An 18,950-nucleotide genomic window follows, 5' to 3' on the forward strand; every position below is an offset into this window, starting at 1 on the left:
TAATCTCCTCAATTCCTCTTAGTTTTTCTCTTTTTTCTCTAGTGACCCGCAAATAATTGTTTCTAGCTTTTCAAAGAGGCGTAACAAATCTTCTCGTTCTTGTAATTCTAATTGTGAGAAATATTTTGCGATATGCTCATTACGAGCCGCCATAGCCTCTTCTACTGTAGCTTTCCCCTTTTTCGTTAGCTCAATGACAACAACGCGGCGATCATTATTGTCGTGATAGCGCTCTACTAACCCATGATCAATTAAACGATCAATCATTACTGTAATTGCGCTTGGTTTTACGTACATTTTCTCCGCTAATTGTGTCGCTCTTGAGGCTCCGTAATGATCTAAAATCTTCAAGATATAAAACTGTGGTGGTGTAAGTCCTGATGCTTGCATTTGTTCCAGTAGCTCTGTTTGCATTTTCTTTCCTATAGCAAATGTAAGAGCTTGAATTTTATCAATATGAGTCATATCATTTGGCATGTTATCCACCTCTTATTTAAACAATAAAATATTTAACGTATTTAAATATTAATCCCGCAAACAAAATCCGTCAACACCTTTATTCATAAAAACGTTTACAATTCTGTCACAAAGTTGTATAATTTTCGTCGAAGTTAATATTGACAGTCACGGAGAATCAGAGTATACGGCTATGAATCATAAAAAAGGAAACTTTTTTATATTTCATGGCCTTTTTATATTCTCGCTGTCTTAAAACACTTCCAATTAATCAGAGGAGGATTTTCAGTTTATGTTTTTAACACAATTATTTAAACCTGCCCCCCATGCAGAGCGCCTACCAGCTGATCGCATTGACAGCGAATACCGCAAGCTTCGCTTACAAGTATTTCTAGGCATCTTCATCGGTTATGCAGGTTACTACTTTGTTCGAAAGAATTTTTCACTGGCAATGCCATATCTTATCGAGCAAGGTTTTAGTAAAGGAGAACTCGGTGTTATCCTTTCAGCGGTATCTATCTCTTACGGATTAAGTAAATTTCTTATGGGTATCGTATCCGATCGTTGTAACCCTCGCTATTTCTTAGCAGCTGGGCTATTTTTATCAGGTATCATTAATATTATTTTTGGTTCATTTTCTTTCATTACAACGAGTATTATGCTCATGTTTGTACTTCAGTTTTTAAACGGATGGGTACAAGGTATGGGGTGGCCTCCTTGTGGACGTACAATGGTTCACTGGTTCTCTATTAGTGAACGCGGTACAAAAATGTCTATTTGGAACGTCGCTCATAATGTCGGCGGCGCACTTATGCCTTCTCTCGTTACATTAGGGTTATATTTCTTTGCAGATGACTGGAAAAGTATCTTTTACTTCCCAGGTATTCTTTCAATTTTAGTTGGGATTTATGTATTAATTACGATGAGAGATACACCTCAATCTTGCGGATTACCTTCTATTGAGGAACACACTGGGGAATATCCATCAGATGAAAAAGTAAAAGATCGCGAACGCGAACTTTCGGTAAAGGAAATTTTATTTACATACGTATTAAACAATAAATTTTTATGGTACATCGCTATCGCTAACGTTTTTGTTTATTTCGTTCGTTACGGTGTTGTAGACTGGGCTCCTACTTATTTAGTAGAGGAAAAAAGCTTTACTCATAGTAGCTCACGTACAGCGTATGCTCTATATGAATGGGCTGGTATTCCAGGTACACTTCTTTGCGGATGGATGAGTGATAAACTATTTAAAGGGCGCCGCGCACCTGCTGGTATTTTATTTATGGTTGGTGTATTCATTGCCGTTCTCGTTTACTGGCTAAACCCTGCTGGTCACCCAATCATTGATAGTATCGCACTTGTTTCCATTGGATTTTTAATTTACGGACCTGTTATGCTAATTGGCCTACACGCTCTTGACTTAGCACCAAAGAAAGCTGCTGGAACTGCCGCTGGTTTAACTGGCTTCTTCGGTTACCTAGGCGGAGCTACTTTTGCTAGTGCAGCTATGGGCTTTATTGTAGATGCATTCGGATGGGATGGCGGCTTCATTTTGTTACTTGCTTCTTGTGTACTTGCAATGTTCTTCCTTGCTCTTACTTTAAATACAGGATCTGCAAAGCAAAAACAAGCTTAAGTACTATTATTATACTTACAAAAAAAAGAGAGACCGTTCTTTCCAGGACGCCTCTCTTTTTTCTACATATACTACTTTTTTATTACAAATAATTCATAAATCCACATCGATATTGTTAGCGCTTTCAAAATGTTTTTTTCCTTATATCACTGCACTTCATCTCTATATAAAAAGATTTTCGAATATTTACTCTTGTCAAACAATGTCAATTTATATTAAAATAACAACAACATACAAAATATTTAGTCTTTTCAGAAAGATGGAGGGATAGCCATGAAGAATCCACTTCTTCGTATTGAAAACTTACAGACTTCCTTTCGCATACAAGATCAATATCATGCAGCAGTTGATGATGTGTCCTTAACTGTCCATGAAAATGAAATTGTCGCGATCGTTGGTGAGTCAGGATGCGGAAAAAGTGCACTTGCCCTTTCCATTATGCGCTTGCATAATGAAGCAAATACAAAATTACAAGGGCAAATTTATTATAGAGATAAAGATTTACTTAGCATGTCAACTGCTGAAATAAATAAAGTACGTGGTTCAAATATCGGAATGATTTTCCAAGAACCTCTTACAGCACTCGACCCTCTTATGACAGTTGGAAAACAAATCGAAGAAAACTTAGACTACCACACAAACTTTTCGAAAGCAGAAAAGAAAGAACGCACCTTAGAACTACTCCATCAAGTTGGTATTCCAAAACCAGAACTTACATATAAGCAATACCCACACGAATTATCTGGCGGAATGAGACAAAGAATTGTTATCGCAATTGCAATTGCTTGTAAGCCAGGACTCATCATTGCAGATGAGCCGACAACCGCTCTAGATGTAACAATTCAAGCACAAATTTTAGATTTATTACGATCCATTCAAGAACAAACGAAGATGGGCACCATTTTAATTACACATGATTTAAGTGTTGTTGCTGAAACAGCTGATCGCATTATCGTTATGTATGCAGGACAAATTGTAGAAACAGGAACTGTAGAAGAGATATTTAATAACCCTCTTCATCCATATACACGCTCTTTATTAAATTCTATTCCATCTGCATATGCTGAAAAGGAAAAATTACATGTTATTCAAGGGGTTGTTCCTTCATTAGCGAAGATGCCTCGCACAGGTTGTCGCTTCCAAGCCAGAGTCCCGTGGGTTAGACCAGACCAACATGAAGAAAACCCAGTTTTACATGAAGTAAAACCAGACCATTGGGTACGTTGTACTTGCTATAAGCACTTCAACTTCCAACATAAGAAAGGAGATGACGTAACTCATGGCACTGCTTAAAGTAGAAGATTTAAAAGTACACTTTCCAATTAAAGGTGGTATTTTCGGTCGCACATTAGACTACGTACGGGCTGTTGATGGGGTCAGCTTTGAATTACAACCCGGTGAAACGTATGGAATCGTTGGGGAATCCGGGAGTGGCAAATCAACAACTGGAAAAGCAATTATGCACTTAACGAAAGCGACAGGCGGTAGCATTCATTTTAATAATAGAGATTTAACAAAGTTAAGTCGCTCTGAACTAAGAGAACAACGAAAAGATATTCAGATGATTTTCCAAGATCCATATTCATCCTTAAATCCAAAGAAACGCGTTATGGATATTATTGCAGAACCACTTCGGAATTTCGAGAAGCTCTCACCTGATGAAGAGCGTAGAGCTGTTCAAGATTATCTTGATAAAGTTGGGTTAAATCCAGAGTCTATTTATAAATATCCACATGAATTTTCCGGTGGACAAAGACAGCGGATTGGTATTGCACGCGCACTTACATTAAAACCGAAGCTTATTATTGCAGATGAGCCAGTATCTGCACTTGACGTATCAGTACAAGCGCAAGTTTTAAACTTCTTACAAGATTTACAAGCTGAACTCGGACTAACATACTTATTCATTAGTCATGATTTAGGTGTAATTCGCCATATGTGTGACCGAATCGGTGTAATGTATCGTGGACGAATTGTTGAAGAAGCAACTAGTGCAGAAATTTATAATAATCCACAGCACATCTATACGAAGCGCCTAATATCAGCTATTCCTGATATTCGTCCAGAAAACCGCGAACAACAACGTAAATTACGTCGTGAGGTAAGCGCTGAATACGAGAAATCATATGAAAATTATTTCAATGAAAACGGTCGTGCTTACGATTTAAAACCAATCTCGCCAACTCACCGGGTGGCATTACCATAAGGGAGTGATAAAACATGTGGAAGTTTATACTACGGAGATTTTTAATTATGATTCCGCAAGTATTTTTATTAAGTGTACTAGTCTTTGCTCTTGCTAAAGCAATGCCAGGTGATGCATTAAGTGGCGCTGAACTAGCAAACCCGAAAGCAGATCCAAAAATAATTGAAGAACAACGTGAGAAATTAGGTTTAAATGACCCTCTTCCCACTCAATATGTACACTGGATTTCCAATGCTGTGCAAGGGGATTTCGGTATTTCATATGCTCATAAATTAAAAGTAACAGATATAATCGGAGAACGCCTTGGGAATACGATATTGTTAGCTCTTCTTATTCTTATTCTTACTTACTTAATTGCAATCCCACTTGGTGTTATAAGTGGACGTTGGAATGATACGTGGGCTGATCGACTCATTACACTCTATAACTTTTTAGGATTCGGTACACCACTCTTTATTTTCGGATTAGTAATGTTATTCTTATTCGGATTTTTATATCCAATTTTCCCTACGAGTGGTAGCGTTGATCCGCAAGTTACAGCCGGAACATTTGATTACTATGTAAGTAAATTCAATCATATGATTTTGCCAGCTTTATCTGGGGCATTAATTGGAACAGTAGGCACTGTACAATATTTACGAAGCGAAATTATTGATACGAAACATAAAGATTTTGTACGCACGGTAAAAGCAAAAGGTGTACCAGAATCTAAAGTATATTCAAGACACATTTTACGAAATTCATTTTTACCAATCGCAGCATTCCTAGGCTATGAAATTACAGGGTTAGTTGGGGGCTCTATTATTCTAGAAAATATTTTCGGCTATCCAGGAATTGGCCAACTATTTTTCCAATCTATCACTCAACGTGATTTCAGTGTCGTAACTGCTCTTGTATTATTTACTGGATTCGCAACGCTACTTGGAACTCTTCTTTCCGATATTATTCTAAGCATCGTTGATCCACGTATTCGTATTGATTAATGGAGGTGAAGAAACGTTATGTTAGCAAATCCTGAAAAACAAACTGAAGTCACTCATTACGAAAAAAGCCCTTCTGGTTTCTCCATTATGTGGCGTGAATTTCGTAAAGATAAACTAGCAATGTTTTCCCTATTCTTTTTAGCACTAATACTATTAGCCGTTTATGCAACATCTTTTATTATGAAGCAAGAGGACATTGTCCGAGTTGATTTATTTGCTATTTACGATCCTCCCTCCGCTGAACATTGGTTAGGAACAGATTACGGGGGCCGGGATATTTTCGGACAATTAATTATTGGTACACGTAACTCCTTTACAGTTGGTTTAGCTATTACTCTTTTATCAACTATGATTGGTCTTTCACTGGGACTAATTGCTGGCTATTTTGGAGGAGTTGTAGATAACATCATTATGCGTTTTATTGACTTCATGATGATTTTACCATTCTTAATGATTGTTATCGTATTTATCTCACTCGTTCCAACTTTCAATATTACAACATTTATTCTCATAATGACCGCTTTCTTATGGGTCGGAAAAGCAAGACTTATACGTTCAAAAGTATTAACTGAGAAAGAACTTGATTACGTATCTGCATCAAAAACGTTAGGAACACCAAACTGGAAAATTATTTTCCAACAAATACTACCTAATTTAAGTTCTATTATTATCGTAAATATTACATTAAATCTTGCTGGTAACATCGGGATTGAATCTAGTTTAACTTACTTAGGATTCGGTCTACCAGAAAGCACACCGAGTCTTGGTACACTTGTAAGTTACGCAACAAACCCAGATGTATTGCAAGAAAAATGGTGGATTTGGTTACCTGCATCAATCATGATTTTAGTGTTGATGCTGTGTATAAATTTTATTGGTCAAGCGTTAAAACGTGCGGCTGATGCAAGACAAAGAAAAGGATAAGGGGTGGACGTTATGAACAAGCCAAAATTTTACAAAGTATTAAGCACACTTGCAGCTTCGACATTATTACTATCTGCATGTGGGGGTGCTGATAGCAGTAGTAAACAGACGAGCAATACAAAGAAAGTGGAAACAGATAAATTTAGCTCCGCTGTAAAAAATGATAATAAAGAAATTAAAGACGGATCATTAACATATGGGCTCGTTTCAAATTCACCTTTCGCTGGTGTTTTAAGTAGAGTTTTATATGAAGTTGCTCCAGATGCTGAAGTTCTAGATTTCTTCGATGAAGCATTATTATCTACAGATAAAAACTGGGAAATCAGTAACGATGGTGCTGCAACTTATAAAATTTCAGAAGATAAGAAAACAATTACAATTTCAATTAAAGATAATGTAAAGTGGCATGATGGTAATCCTGTAACAGCTGAAGATTTGGAATATTCTTACCTCATCATTGGTAGCAATAAATATACAGGAATCCGTTACGATACACAAATGCAAATGATTGAAGGAATGGAAGAATATCATGCTGGAAAAGCTGAAAAAATTTCTGGTATTAAAGTAGTTGATCCAAAAACCATTTCCATTACTTATAAAGAAGTAAACCCTTCTCTGAAAACAGGTATTTGGACATACCCTACACCTAAAAAATATTTAGGTGATGTACCAATTGAAAAGCTTGCTGAATCTGATAAAGTCCGTAAAGATCCAATTGGATTTGGACCATTTAAAGTTAAAAAAATGGTTCCTGGTGAATCCGTTGAGTATGAGCGTTTCGACGATTACTGGGGTGGCAAACCTAAGCTAAAAAATGTAACTTTAAAAGTTGTAAATCCATCTATCGTTAACGCATCTCTGAAAAAAGGCGATATTGATATCGCAACAGTTACTGCTGATCAATACCCAAACGTAAGTAAATTAAAAAATGCACAGCTAGTAGGTAAAACTGCTCTTTCTTACACTTACATCGGATTTAAGTTTGGACATATGGACAAAGCAAAGAACGAAGCTGTGATGGATAAAGATAAGTTCAAAGACGTTCGTTTACGTCAAGCGATGGCATATGCTATTGATAGAGAAAAATTAGCAGAAAAAGTATATTACGGACTTCGCGTTCCAGCTAACTCTCCAATTCCACCATCTATGCCTAAGTACCATAATAATAAAGTTGGTGCATATAACTTAGATGTAGATAAAGCGAAGAAACTATTAGATGAAGCTGGATATAAAGATAAAAACGGTGATGGATTACGTGAGGATCCACAAGGTAATGAGTTTAAAATTAACTTCTTAGCTAGTAGCGGTTCTCAAACAAGTGAGCCACTTGCGAAATTCTATATTCAATCTTGGAAAGATATCGGTTTAAAAGTAGAACTTGTTGATGGACGCTTACACGAATTTAATGCATTCCGTGACATGATTAAGAAAGATGATCCGAAGATTGATATTTTCTCTGGTGCTTGGAACACTGGTTCTGACCCTGACCTTTCTGGCCTATGGGGCAAAGATGCTGGATTTAACTATCAACGCTGGGTAAATGATGAAAATACGAAGTTATTAAACGAAGGTTTATCTGCAAAAGCTGCTGATGATAAATATCGTAAAGAAGTATACGATAAATGGCAAAAATTAATTCATGACGAAGCACCAATGATCCCAATTCATTACACATTCGATTTAACAGGTGTAAATAAGCGTGTTAAAAATTATGATGTTGCTCCTGGTGTAAATTCATTATGGAAAGACGTTACCGTAACAAATGAAAAACCAGAAGTAGAAAAATAAGCATAAAATAGCTCTTAGCATTTACTTACATGCTAAGAGCTATTTTTTATTTACCATCCTTCTCTTGCTGTTTATATTAATCAATTCCCTTCTATTCATACGATTAAAACATTTGTTGAAACATCTTTACTAAAACAGCTAACATAACGGATCCCGCAAATCCTCCTAAACAAATAAGACTTACCCCTTGACTATATGATAAATTTTGAAATGATTTCATTTCTTTCATCCTCCCTATTCCCCTTTGATACTCTAATTTTACCAGTGGGAAAAATTTCATAACATCGATTTCGCTGACAACTAACTTACAAATTTGTAAGTTAACAATTTCCCTCTAAACTTATATATCTAGTATGTCCACGCTTCCCCCTTTTATACATCAAAAAAGACCTTGAATTATATCAAGGTCCTACTTACACTACAGAATATCTCACTCAATTTATTTTATAATCATCACCGGGCATTTCACACGCTTTGCTATTTTATGACTTACACTACCAAGCACCATCTCTTGCAGTGTATTTAACCCTCTACTTCCTACAACAACAAGGTCAATATCTCCTGTATTTACATATTGAACGATCGTATCTCCAGGATCACCGTGTAGAATCGTAATTTTGTAGGCAATTTTCTCTTTCTTTAATAACGTCTCAATCTCTTTTAATTTATCTTTTCGACTTGCTGAAATTGTCTCTAAATCTGTTTGCCCCTGTATAATATCTGATTTTGCCGTTCTATTATCTACTACGTACACAACTTCAACATTTGTTTCTTCGTTAAATTTCGCAATATATGTTGCATGCTCGGCTGCCCGAAGTGCATGCTCAGAACCGTCACATGCTAATATAATTTGTTTGTACATATGCTGAATCCCCTTTTCGTTATCCTACTCGTATTATATAATAAAGCCTCCTAAAAAGGAGGCTTCTAACTAGCAATTCTCTTATTATAAGTAGCTAAATTTGAAACAATCTTCGAGCTACGTTCATTTAAACCTGTGATCCTTACTTTCACACCACTTTGTTCATACTTCATTATAACTTTATCAATTGCTGCTACAACTGAATCATCCCATACGTGTGCGTGAGTACAGTTCATCTCAATTTCTTTTGCTTCTTCATTGTATGGAAATGTATTTATAAAATTTGTCGCAGATGCGAAGAATAGTTGGCTGTGAATTTCATATATTTTCTTATTTTCAATATACAAATGTTTCACGTGAATCTTTGCCATGTACTCCTCTACTCTTTAATTCTTTGATTTTCTCCATAAGAAAATCAGAGCCGACTGCACGAAGGCTATTATATAACGAGTAGAAGATTTTTTGCTATGTAAAAGTTTCCTAAAAAAAGACGCTACCTCCGCAGCGTCTTTTCCTATTTAATGTCCACCATGCCCCTTGCCATTTTCTTGAACAATCTCTAACCTCTCATCCAATATACCTTGCGTTTCAAATGAAATATTTTCAGTATTCCCTAATAAGAATCCATGATTGTACGGACCGATTGTTGGATCATCTTTAAACTTCGGTTGAATGCTAGCAAGGAAATCATATACTGGTTGCGAAGCTTTACCTTCTTCTAAAAATAGTACTGGAGCATGTTTACCCATATGTGAAAACGGCGCTCCCGCAATTGCTAAATCTGGCGTTTTGCTTGAAACAAATGACAAACCGTGACCTGGTTTTGTGAACCCCCAGCCAAATTTCGTTTTTTCATCTTTAAATTTCGCAAACGCAACAGAATTTTCTGTTGGAGTCTCCCCACTAATACGTGTTACTTTTCCGTATTTACTTAACTCTTTTTCTACTTCTTTCGAAATGATTTTTTCTGGTCCTAACACATATATATTCGCTTTATCCTTTCTCATTTTTAACGCCTCGATTGTCGCTTCTGGCACCGTTTCTTTTTCTACGTATAGAAGAGGTTCTGGCATATGAGAAATCCAATTTACAGCTGGTGTTGTATATAAGCGCCCTTCATCTTCAGACGAACCGATAATAACACTATTTGGATAATCTCCTGTTATATCGGCATACTCTTTATCAACATCTTTAGCAAATTTAGCTGGATCCGTTTCTTTTATTTGCTTTACTTTATAGTCTTTTAATTGCTCTAGTGCTGAAGCACCTACATCCCCCATCACCATAATTTGCGTTCCATCTTTTGTTCCAAGTGGATTTAATCGTTTTATTTCTTTTAACGTCATTTCCGGCACCGCTTCTTTTTCTATAAATAAAATCGGTCCGTTATTCGGATGATGAATAAGATCCGCACTTGCAATACCTAATTGCCACTCGTTCATTGGTACTAAAATAACAGCACCCGGCTGATTCTCTTTATGAGTTGCTGGCCATATTGTTTGCGAAGTTAGCACTGCCATTTGCAGAGGATCATTTGTATTTAATCTCGTTATATTTTTTAAACTTGTCGTTAATAAATCATTCGCTGCTCTTTTATTCATTTCTTTCGGCGCAGTCACCTCTTGATTCATTTTCATTTCCTTTTGCTCTGTTTTCTTCTCTTTTGTAGATTCATGATTTTTATGATCTGTGTTCGTTTGCCCACATGCCGCAAGACCGGCTGCCGTAATTATTGTTATCCCAAGGATTCGGGTCTTTTTCTTCACTATATCGCCTCCGCTTCATCGTTTTCGAGCCAATATTATTACTTAAAATGGAATTTCAACTTTACGATAACAAGCAATTCTGAAGAAATTATGCAGATGCATTATAATCTGCACCATTTCTTCATGATTTTGACTTACAATTTAAGTAATAACTACAAATGCGGAGGTACTCTATGATCGATATACTACTCGTAGACGATGAACCGAGAATGCTTGAATTATTAACGCTTTATCTTACTCCAATCGGATATAACTGCGTATGTGCGGTATCTGGAGAAGAAGCTATTTCACATATAGAAAATCGAAACTTCAAATTTGTTTTACTCGATATTATGATGCCAAAGACGGATGGATGGGAAACGTGCAAAAGAATTCGTTCATTTAGTAACGTTCCAATCATTATGGTAACCGCTCGTGATCAAACGGTAGATGTCATTCAAGGATTAAAACTTGGAGCAGATGATTATGTGACGAAGCCTTTCCATGAAGAGGAGCTTTTCGCAAGAATTGAAGCTGTTTTACGGCGTACGAATCAACATACGCAAATCCAATATCACGGCATTTTATGGGATGAGACAAAGCATTTTGTTTCTGTCCATAATGAAGAACTTCTTCTCACTCCGATCGAATTCTCTTTACTCGGATTATTTTTACGCCATGTGAACTACGTATTAAGCCGTGATCAGCTCATTGAACGGATTTGGGGTTTAAATACAAATACAGAAGATAGAACAGTCGATTCACATATTCGTAATTTGCGTGATAAATTACGAAAAGTAAACTTCCCTATTGATCACCATTTAAAAACTATATACGGAGTAGGTTATCGATGGATTGATAGCGAAAATTAAGGAGCAAAACAATGAAGCGAATTTCTATTCAACTCGGATTTTATTTTCTAATTGTTACACTTTTAATCGAAAGTGTTCTATTTGTCTTGCTCTATTATAGCCTTGTAAACGCTAGAGTAAATGAAGAAATGACAGCTTTATTAAAGCGCGGAAATAGTCACCGAGATGTCCTTGAAAAGTATTTTGACAGGCAAACAATCTCTCACGTCGCTTTAATGGAATCCGAAGCTGAAACAACCGTTGTTATTACAAATGCAAATAAGGAAGTACTAGCAAAGTCTAACGAACCAGATAAGACTATAAAAAAGCATATTGCCGAGATGAATACGAGTACAGATCATAACGGATCTATTATAGAAAATCATTGGAAAACATCTAATTATATATGTACAGTTAGTCCCATTGTAGTAAATGGAAAATTAGAAGGTTATGTTTATATGTTTCTCAGAACAACATCAATCGAAGAAATGATTAATGGCTTAACAAAACAATTTATTATTGCCGGCATCGTGACTTTCCTATTAACAGTCGTCACAATTTTTCTATTATCCCGCTTATTAACAAAACCATTGTTACACATGAAACATGCCACTGAAAAAATGAGTAAGGGCGATTTATCCGTTTCTTTAACTACTACTCGAAATGATGAAATTGGTGAACTTGCAGAATCCATTCAAACTCTTGCAAATGATTTACATTATATGAAAACCGAAAGAAGTGAATTTCTAGCGAGTGTTGCTCATGAATTACGAACACCTTTAACGTACGTAAGAGGTTATGCTGACATTGCATTAAAAGAAAGTACAGCTCCTGAGCAACGTTTACAATATTTATCCATTATAAAAGACGAATCTGATTACATTACGAACCTAGTCCAAGATTTATTTGTACTTGCTCAAATGGAAAAGCATAGCTTTTCTATTGAAGTAAAAGAAGTGTATTTACATTCTTTTCTTACTCGTATAACAGAAAAAGTAAACGCTATGTATGAGAAAAAACATATTGCAGTTTCTTTCACATGTCCTTCTTCACTCTCAGCAAACCTTGATGAACAACGATTTGAACAAGTGATGCTGAACATCTTAAATAATGCTTATAGGCATTCGAAAGAGCATTCTCAAATAAAAATCTCTATTACCAAGGAACAAACACATATTATAGTTCTCATTCAAGACGAAGGCGAAGGTATTCCGCAAGAAGACCTCCCTCACATCTTCGACCGCTTTTATCGCGTTGACAAAGCAAGATCACGTGCAACAGGAGGAACTGGTTTAGGACTATCCATTGTGAAAGAAATTGTAGAACTACACGGCGGGAATATTACCGTAACAAGTGAAGTTGGTCATGGATCTTGCTTTGTGATTTCATTACCATCCTTATAATAAAACACGACTATACATTCATAGTCGTGTTCTATTATCATTTAGGCTTTTCTTTTATAATATAAGTTTACAAACTGTCCAAAACGCTTTGTATCCGTTAAAGTTAAATCAATTTGCGGACTCTTTTCTTTAAATAACGGAATACCAGAACCTAATATATGAGGTGTAATCGTAACAATATATTCATCAATTAAATTACTCTTAAAAAATTCTCTCAGTAGACTCCCTCCACCGACCATCCATATTTTAGATCCCTCCTCCTCTTTTAAACTTTTTGTAAACTCCACTACATCTTCATTTACAAACTCTACATGTTCGTTTGAACCTTTTTCTGAATTAGAAAAAACATAACATTTTTTATCCAGGTATGGGAATGTTTCCGTATGCTCTATCACATAATCATACGTTCTCTTCCCCATGATTATTGTATCAATCGATTCATACATTTCTGTATAACCGTTATCGCCCTCTCCTTCAGTTTCCATTAACCACTGTAAATCATCATCTTCTTTCGCGATAAATCCATCCAAACTAGCTGCAATAAATAAAACAACTTCACGTGACATATTTTTTCCTCCTCGCATCTCATATTGATAAGATTATGATGTAAGCAATATACTAACAATAAAACATGACAATTAATGTCATGTTTTAAAAAGAAAAAGGTGATATCCTTGTCAAAAGCAAAACGTTTATTAGACATTCTTATATTCGCTTCTGCAAAAAGGAAATTTACAGCTCAAGAAATAGCTGATGAGTTCAATATATCTATTCGTACTGTTCATAGATACATTTTAGATTTGAGTGATATGGGGTTACCCATTTACGCTGAACAAGGTCGCAATGGAGGATATAAAGTATTAACGAATAGAGTAATTCCACCTATTTTATTCACTGAAGAAGAAGCTGTCTCCATCTTTTTTGCTTTTCAATCTTTAAGCTACTATCGTAACTTGCCTTTTAATACGGAAATCAATTCCGTTACACATAAACTATATGGCTCTCTACAAAATGATGCGAAAGCTAAAGTTGATACAATACGTTCTTATATCGCTTTTTGGAATCCGAAGAGGACAATTGATACACCACTTTTAAAAGAAGTGTTAACAGCAGCTATTGAAAATAAAAATTTACACTTTCAATACGAATCTAAATCTGGAATAAAAACAAAACATGTTCATCCTATCGGTGTATATGCTCACGATGGTTTATGGTATTTGCCATCCTATGACTTTAGTAGAAAAAAAGTATTACTGTATCGTGTCGATCGTATTCTTTCCATATTATCAATGGAAGAAAACGAAGATACATTCATGAATTTAGAAGAATGGTTTGCCTCTAACTCTAACGTAATAATCATTCCTACTCAGTTACATGTTTTATTAACGACAGAAGGCGTGCGCCAATGTAAAAGCGTTCCTTACCTTGAAGAGTTCGTTGAAGTAAACGAAGATGGGACAGGGTATATAAATTCAACAATTGATAAAGGAGAAATTAATTTTATTACCCCTTTATTTTATCGGCTTGGAAAAGATGCAAAAGTTTTAGAACCGAAAGAATTAATAGATGGTTTACGCATACGTGCGAAAGAAGTTTTAAATATGTATGGAGACTAAAAAGACGTAAGAGAATTCCTCTTTCAAAAACATAAAAACGTGAGCGCCCTATTCTCACGTTTTTACATCTTACTTTATCCCGCATTAACGGGCAGTAAGACTCCTATCTCAAAATTCTGCTGTAAAGCAAAGGAGTTAGATAGGAGATCAACTGCCCGTAAAAGCCCGATTGGTTCAACTAATAATCAGTGGGGATAAACACCCACTGATTAAAGTTTCACTTTATTAATTCAATTGTTTCTGTAACCTTTATACTATCTTTTACAGATTGAACAATCGTACAATTCTTCACTGCAAGTTGCAGTGCCTTGTCTAATTGTTCTTCAGTAATACCTTGTGCTTTTATTTTGTAGTGCAAATGAATACTTTCAACTGGTTTTGATAAAGCTTCACTTCTCCCAATTTCAGTTTCAATTGTAAACGTATCGTATGTAATACGTTTCTTTTCTAAAATCGTTCGAAAAACAATTGCACTGCATCCCGCAATAGAAGAAACGAGTAATTCTAACGGTGAATACCCATCTTCTTTTCCGATTGCTAATTTGTCATACGATAAATCTGCTCGAATATTATCATGCTTGATTTTTATTTTCATACTTCGCTTCCATCTCCACTTTCATCGGTTTCTGCCGTTTCTTACTCATATAATAATATATGTAGCAGAAAATGATAAATGGAACACCACAATATAACGCCATTCGTTGTTCAGGAATAAACGCTAAACTAATAACAACGATACTATTTGTAATTAAAGCTAAAATTGGGACAATCGGATATAGTGGTGTTCTATACTTTAAGTCCTCTAACTTTCCTCCGCCTTTTATATACTGACTTCTAAAGCGAAGTTGTGATAAAGCAATAATGATCCAACTTGAAACAGCGGATAAACCAGCTATAGATAATAAATACATATATACTGTATCTTCTGCAAGGAAGCTTGTTAATAAAGAAAGAGCAGCAACAGCAATTGTTACGACTAACGCTGTAATCGGAATACCACGCTTATTTACTTTCTTGAAAGAAGTTGGTGCCATTCCTTCATTTGCAAGTGACCATAGTATACGCGTTGCTGCATATAATCCTGAGTTCGCTACAGATAATAAAGCAGTAATAATAACGAAGTTCATAATATCCGCTGCATATGGAATACCAATTTTATCAAATACAACTACGAATGGACTTTCAATTACTCCTGCTTCTTTCCAAGAAATTAATCCTACTAAAATTGTCATTGTTAAAATGAAGAATAACATAATGCGCCATACTGTATTACGAATTGCGCGTGGAATTGTTTTTTCAGGCTCCTGACTCTCTCCTGCTGCAATCCCGATTAACTCTGTTCCTTGGAATGAAAAGTTAACTGTAATCATCGTAAGAAGTACTGCAGCTAGTCCATTTGGGAATAGTCCGCCGTCACTTACAAAGTTAGAGAAAAGAGGTGCTGCTTCTTTTCCGTCGTATGGTAAAAATCCTAGTAATGCACTACCACCAAGAACAACAAATGCAATAATTGTAACTACCTTAATACTAGAGAACCAAAACTCTAATTCAGCATAACTTTTCGCTGAGATAGCGTTTGAAGCATATAAAATAACCCCGAATACGAGACACCATACCCAAACATCAACATTTGGAAACCATCTTTTCATCATTAAACCGATCGACGTTAATTCTAATCCTACTGTTACTGCCCATCCAAGCCAGTATAGCCAGCCGATCATAAATCCAGTTCCAGGTCCGATAAACTTCGTCGCATACTTTTGGAAAGAACCTGAAACTGGCATCGCTACCGTTAGCTCTCCAAGACAAAGCATTGTTAAATACATAATAAATCCGCCCACTAAATAAGAAAGAATTGCTCCCCCTGGTCCAGCTTGATTAATAGTGTATCCTGAACCCAGGAAAAAACCTGTCCCGATTACACCACCTAGTGCTATCATAAATAAATGTCTACTCTTCATCGTACGATGTAATTTATCATTCGTTGTTTGCTGCATTGTAATCCTCCCCTATAAACCCTCTATCTCTTTTTAAAATTTTCTGATAATAAAAATATACACGAAAGCGGTTACAATTTCTATATAAAATTAAAACTTTTCTGATAAAATATTATAAAAATTTAATTATTAAGAGATTCGGATTCTATTTTAAGGTAATTAAGGATTTATAAGGAAAAACTCTTACGTATTATTGTAAGAGTTAACGAAGTTCTAATCTTCTCGATAAAATTGATAAACTGTAATTTACGATGAAATACATACAAGCTGCTAATATAAATGTTGGAATCATATAATTTACGTTCTGTCCGCTAATAATTTGAGCATTATGCATAAGCTCCGGCAATGATATAACAACTGCTAGTGACGTATCCTTTAATAATGAAATAAATTGGCTGACAAGCGGCGGTACCATTCTTCTCAACGCTTGCGGTAAAATAATGTTCCAAACCGTTTGGACATATGTTAATCCTGACGAGCGCGCCGCTTCAATTTGTCCTTTTTCGATAGATAATAGACCACTTCGAACAATTTCAGATATCATCGCCGCTTCAAATATCGTTAAAGCAACAATTGCGGCTGTTATAATTTCTAATTTCAAACCTGCCTCTGGAAGTGCAAAATACGTAAAAAATATAATTAGAAGAAGGGGTAAATTTCGAATGACTTCAACGATAAAGCCTAGTATTTGTGAGACGACGGGTATTTTTGTATAGCGCAAAGTTCCGATTACACTACCGATAATAAAACTAAGTACAATCGCTACAAGAGCGACTTCTAGCGTTATAAGCAATCCTTTTAATAAAAAGAGTATATGATCTCCCGTAATAGCACCTTGAAAATCCATTTACACCGCCTCCTTTGCCAAGCGTCTTTCCAAATAACGCACTAGCATACTTAGCGGAATTGTTAATACTAAATAAAACATCCCGACAAATATATATACATCAAACGTAACGAACGTCTTCGTTGAAATTAAATCTCCTTGATACATTAAATCCGCCCCAGCAATAATTCCAAGTATAGAAGAGTTCTTCACTAAATTGAGAAATTGATTTCCTAAAGGAGGGATTACGATTTTCATCGCTTGAGGTAAAACAATATAATACATCGCTTGTACGTATGTTAGCCCTGAAGAGCGCGCCGCTTCCATTTGTCCTTTCGCGACTGATAAAATACCCGCACGAATTACTTCCGCAATAAAAGCAGCTGTATAAACTGTAAGCGCAACTGTCCCTGCTACAAAGCCATTGAAAGTAATTCCTATTACAGGCAAAGCAAAATAGAAAATGAATGCAATTAATACGAGTGGAATATTTCTAACAAACTCTACATATGCGGACCCAATCCAATTCAAAATACGAATAGGTGCAATACGCATCACCGCCATAATAACCCCTAAAACAAAACTCCCTATTAGCGCAATTACACTAGACATTACCGTATATTTAAATCCTTCTAAATACATATCAATGTTAGTTGTCAAAATAGAAAAATCAGGCAAGTACAACCACCTCTTTCTTTATAAGAAGAGGATGAGCATCCCTCATCCTCTCATTCTTACTATTTATCCCGATTGGTGTAGGCTAATAATTAGTAGGAGTAAACCCCTCCCCCACTGATTAAAGTTTCACTTTATTTTTCTTGTTTTTGACCGATCCATTTTTCATACAATTTATCGTATTCCCCATTAGCCTTCATATCTTTTAGTAAACTATTAATCTCTTTCGTTAAATCGTCCGCACCTTTTTGAACTGCAATTCCGTACGGTTCATCCGTAAAGATTTTCCCAACAACTTCATAATTTGCATCTTGCTTTGCCATTCCGTACAATATCGCATTATCTGTCGTTAAAACATCTCCTTTGCCTGCCTTTAACGCTGTAAATGCCTCACTATAATTTTCAAACTCCAATACAGTCGCTTCCGGTGCCTTTTGACGAATGTTATTTGTAGACGTTGAGCCTTTCACAGCCAATACTTTTACATCTTTTTTCACATCATCAATACTTTTAATATTGCTTCCTTTTTTCACAAGTAACGATTGCCCCGCTTTAAAATATACATCTGAAAAATCAACTTCTTTTTTACGTTCTTCCGTAATCGTCATTGTTGCGATAATCACGTCAATATCACCATTTTTCAGCATAGGAATACGTGTTTTAGAAGTTACTTCTTTCAGCTCTAATTTATTTTCATCTCCAAGAATCTTTTTCGCAAGCGCCTTTGCTACATCAATATCAAATCCTTCTACCTTCCCGGTTGAAGGATTTTTCAATCCAAATAAATTCGTATCATTTTTCACCCCGACTACTAATTTCCCGCGCTTCTTAATTTGCTCAACAACTCCACCTTGCTTCGTATTTGTTTCTTTCGCCTCATCTTTTTTATTTCCACATCCAGCGACAACGAGCACGAATAGGCATGAAAATACAATTAAAGTAAACAACTTTTTCATTTTAAGCATGAAATTCCTCC

Annotated in this window: 19 protein-coding genes and 1 pseudogene; 9 read left to right on the forward strand and 11 right to left on the reverse strand. The window is 35.7% G+C overall.

Annotated elements, in window-relative coordinates; translation table 11 throughout:
• Positions 1 to 18: 18 nt before the first annotated feature.
• Entirely contained in the window at positions 19 to 477 is a 459-nt protein-coding gene (locus tag MR109_RS18220; protein WP_048370760.1) for a MarR family winged helix-turn-helix transcriptional regulator, read from the reverse strand.
• A 271-nt stretch (positions 478 to 748) separates the two neighbouring features.
• Between MR109_RS18220 and glpT the strand changes: the two genes are divergently transcribed.
• The 6 genes from glpT (at position 749) to opp4A (ending at position 7,999) form a co-directional block, all read left to right on the forward strand.
• A complete protein-coding gene (gene glpT, locus MR109_RS18225; protein ID WP_071717575.1) occupies positions 749 to 2,098 on the forward strand; it encodes a glycerol-3-phosphate transporter in 1,350 nt (449 codons plus the stop codon).
• 273 nt (positions 2,099 to 2,371) lie between these two features.
• A complete protein-coding gene (locus tag MR109_RS18230; protein ID WP_242273414.1) occupies positions 2,372 to 3,391 on the forward strand; it encodes an ABC transporter ATP-binding protein in 1,020 nt (339 codons plus the stop codon).
• A complete protein-coding gene (locus tag MR109_RS18235) occupies positions 3,378 to 4,304 on the forward strand; it encodes an ABC transporter ATP-binding protein (protein WP_071717573.1) in 927 nt (308 codons plus the stop codon). Before MR109_RS18230 ends, MR109_RS18235 begins: the two co-directional genes overlap by 14 nt.
• A 14-nt stretch (positions 4,305 to 4,318) precedes the next feature.
• Positions 4,319 to 5,287, forward strand: coding sequence for an oligopeptide ABC transporter permease (gene opp4B / locus MR109_RS18240; RefSeq protein WP_042981932.1), 969 nt, complete (start codon positions 4,319 to 4,321; stop codon positions 5,285 to 5,287).
• Between the two features lie 18 nt (positions 5,288 to 5,305).
• Positions 5,306 to 6,211 (forward strand): ABC transporter permease, encoded by a 906-nt coding sequence (locus MR109_RS18245; protein WP_178941104.1) that lies wholly within the window; start codon positions 5,306 to 5,308, stop codon positions 6,209 to 6,211.
• 12 nt (positions 6,212 to 6,223) lie between these two features.
• Positions 6,224 to 7,999 (forward strand): oligopeptide ABC transporter substrate-binding protein, encoded by a 1,776-nt coding sequence (gene opp4A, locus MR109_RS18250; RefSeq protein ID WP_242273417.1) that lies wholly within the window; start codon positions 6,224 to 6,226, stop codon positions 7,997 to 7,999.
• Positions 8,000 to 8,102: 103 nt separating this feature from the next.
• Here the strand turns inward: opp4A and MR109_RS18255 are convergent, their stop codons facing one another.
• From MR109_RS18255 to MR109_RS18270, 4 genes and pseudogenes are all read right to left on the reverse strand, one after another.
• On the reverse strand, positions 8,103 to 8,219 hold the full coding sequence (locus MR109_RS18255) for a DUF4027 family protein (RefSeq protein WP_033795461.1): 117 nt from the start codon (positions 8,217 to 8,219) through the stop codon (positions 8,103 to 8,105).
• A 219-nt stretch (positions 8,220 to 8,438) separates the two neighbouring features.
• A complete protein-coding gene (locus MR109_RS18260) occupies positions 8,439 to 8,861 on the reverse strand; it encodes a universal stress protein (RefSeq protein WP_025149813.1) in 423 nt (140 codons plus the stop codon).
• Between the two features lie 65 nt (positions 8,862 to 8,926).
• Positions 8,927 to 9,232: pseudogene (locus MR109_RS18265) on the reverse strand (STAS domain-containing protein); the annotation flags it as partial.
• Positions 9,233 to 9,379: 147 nt separating this feature from the next.
• A complete protein-coding gene (locus tag MR109_RS18270; protein ID WP_242273419.1) occupies positions 9,380 to 10,627 on the reverse strand; it encodes a cell wall-binding repeat-containing protein in 1,248 nt (415 codons plus the stop codon).
• A 173-nt stretch (positions 10,628 to 10,800) separates the two neighbouring features.
• On the opposite strand from MR109_RS18270, the gene MR109_RS18275 reads away from it, so the two are divergent.
• Together MR109_RS18275 and MR109_RS18280 are read left to right on the forward strand one after the other, a co-directional pair.
• Positions 10,801 to 11,478: a response regulator transcription factor gene (locus MR109_RS18275; protein WP_242273421.1), complete on the forward strand. Its 678-nt coding sequence runs from the start codon at positions 10,801 to 10,803 to the stop codon at positions 11,476 to 11,478.
• 11 nt (positions 11,479 to 11,489) lie between these two features.
• Positions 11,490 to 12,860 (forward strand): sensor histidine kinase, encoded by a 1,371-nt coding sequence (locus MR109_RS18280; protein ID WP_242273424.1) that lies wholly within the window; start codon positions 11,490 to 11,492, stop codon positions 12,858 to 12,860.
• Between the two features lie 41 nt (positions 12,861 to 12,901).
• Here MR109_RS18280 and MR109_RS18285 read toward each other — a convergent pair whose 3' ends face one another.
• On the reverse strand, positions 12,902 to 13,426 hold the full coding sequence (locus MR109_RS18285; protein ID WP_048370744.1) for a dihydrofolate reductase family protein: 525 nt from the start codon (positions 13,424 to 13,426) through the stop codon (positions 12,902 to 12,904).
• Positions 13,427 to 13,534: 108 nt separating this feature from the next.
• Here MR109_RS18285 and MR109_RS18290 point away from each other — a divergent pair, with 108 nt between their 5' ends.
• Positions 13,535 to 14,476, forward strand: coding sequence for a helix-turn-helix transcriptional regulator (locus MR109_RS18290; protein ID WP_048370743.1), 942 nt, complete (start codon positions 13,535 to 13,537; stop codon positions 14,474 to 14,476).
• Between the two features lie 217 nt (positions 14,477 to 14,693).
• Here the strand turns inward: MR109_RS18290 and MR109_RS18295 are convergent, their stop codons facing one another.
• The 5 genes from MR109_RS18295 to glnH form a co-directional block, all read right to left on the reverse strand.
• Positions 14,694 to 15,071, reverse strand: a complete 378-nt coding sequence (locus MR109_RS18295; protein ID WP_071717566.1) for an OsmC family protein — start codon at positions 15,069 to 15,071, stop codon at positions 14,694 to 14,696.
• Entirely contained in the window at positions 15,049 to 16,473 is a 1,425-nt protein-coding gene (locus tag MR109_RS18300; RefSeq protein WP_071717565.1) for an amino acid permease, read from the reverse strand. Before MR109_RS18300 ends, MR109_RS18295 begins: the two co-directional genes overlap by 23 nt.
• 202 nt (positions 16,474 to 16,675) lie before the next feature.
• Positions 16,676 to 17,320: an amino acid ABC transporter permease gene (locus MR109_RS18305; RefSeq protein ID WP_025149806.1), complete on the reverse strand. Its 645-nt coding sequence runs from the start codon at positions 17,318 to 17,320 to the stop codon at positions 16,676 to 16,678.
• Entirely contained in the window at positions 17,321 to 17,977 is a 657-nt protein-coding gene (locus MR109_RS18310) for an amino acid ABC transporter permease (protein WP_048370738.1), read from the reverse strand.
• A 131-nt stretch (positions 17,978 to 18,108) separates the two neighbouring features.
• A complete protein-coding gene (glnH, locus tag MR109_RS18315) occupies positions 18,109 to 18,939 on the reverse strand; it encodes a glutamine ABC transporter substrate-binding protein GlnH (protein ID WP_048370736.1) in 831 nt (276 codons plus the stop codon).
• Between the last annotated feature and the right edge of the window lie 11 nt (positions 18,940 to 18,950).

It is taken from the genome of Bacillus cereus group sp. BfR-BA-01310 (assembly GCF_022664325.1).
In the GTDB taxonomy this organism is placed as follows: Bacteria; Bacillota; Bacilli; order Bacillales; family Bacillaceae_G; genus Bacillus_A; species Bacillus_A paramycoides.